The organism is Pseudomonas sp. BF-B-30 (assembly GCF_019956305.1).
Lineage (GTDB): Bacteria > Pseudomonadota > Gammaproteobacteria > Pseudomonadales > Pseudomonadaceae > Aquipseudomonas > Aquipseudomonas jessenii.
Window position 1 is genome coordinate 1 of the sequence record NZ_JAHBDG010000081.1, and the last position, 1044, is coordinate 1044.

The 1044-nt window shown below is 52.9% G+C and carries 2 protein-coding genes; both read left to right on the plus strand.

The window, feature by feature from the left end:
* Nucleotides 1-65 precede the first annotated feature (65 nt).
* On the plus strand, nt 66-371 hold the full coding sequence (locus KGB29_RS26910; protein ID WP_008047186.1) for an IS3 family transposase: 306 nt from the start codon (nt 66-68) through the stop codon (nt 369-371).
* Nucleotides 368-1044 (plus strand): IS3 family transposase (locus tag KGB29_RS26915; RefSeq protein ID WP_223543685.1); only part of this gene is annotated, 677 nt, incomplete at its 3' end. The genes KGB29_RS26910 and KGB29_RS26915, both read left to right, overlap by 4 nt.

Consider the following 1044-nt stretch of genomic DNA (forward strand, 5'->3'; position numbering starts at 1 on the left):
TGAACTGGCCTAATAATTCCGGACACCTCTTAAGGGCGATATGATTTCGCCAACTTGGAGGTTCCATGAACGAAAGAAAGGTCTATACCCGCGAGTTCAAGCTGCATGCTGCCAGCATGGTGCTTGATGATAACTGCCCGGTTCCAGACGTTTGTGCATCGCTGGATATCGGGCCCACCGCTTTACGGCGCTGGGTCGATCAGGTTCGCAAGGAGCGCGAGGGGCAGCCAGTTAAAGGCACTAAGGCGATTACCGAAGATCAACGCCAGATCCAGGAACTAAAGGCCAAGATCAAGCGCATGGAAATGGAAGCCGAGATCTTAAAAAAGGCTACCGCTCTCTTGATGTCGGATCCCGATCGTTTTCGATGATTGCGGAACTAAGAGAGTCATTCCCGACTGCCATTGTGTGTCGTGTTTTCGATGTGAAGCGCAGCAGCTTTTATGAGTGGATTCAGCGGCGAGCCAAACCGCGGATCAGACGCGAAGAACTCAAGCTGAAAGTGGTTGAACTGCACAGCGAAAGCCGGGAAGCCATGGGTTCCAGAATGATCAGCAAGAACCTGAAGTCCCAAAACATCGCGATCGGAAGAGGCCTTGTCAGAGCGCTAATGAGGGAGGCCAACATTGTCAGTAAACAACGCCAGCCTCACCCATTCAGATCCAAAGGCGTTGAAGCATTTGTCGCGCCCAATCGGCTCAAACGCAATTTTAAGCCGGCTGCAGTCGATCAGGTCTGGTGTGGCGACGTGACCAGCTTGATGGTGGGTGAGCGCTGGGTTCATCTGGCCATCGTGATCGATTTGTTTGCTCGCCGCGTCATTGGCTGGGCGTTTTCGCTGGTCAATGACGCCAACTTGGTCAGCAAGGCGCTACGCATGGCAATAGAGGTTCGAATGTGTCCTCCGGGACTGATGTTCCATTCGGATCAGGGCTGTCAGTACACCAGCCGCAAGTTTCAGGAAGAACTGAAGCGTCGAGACATATTGCAAAGCATGAGTCATCGCGGGCAGTGTTGGGACAACGCTCCAACAGAGCGATTTTT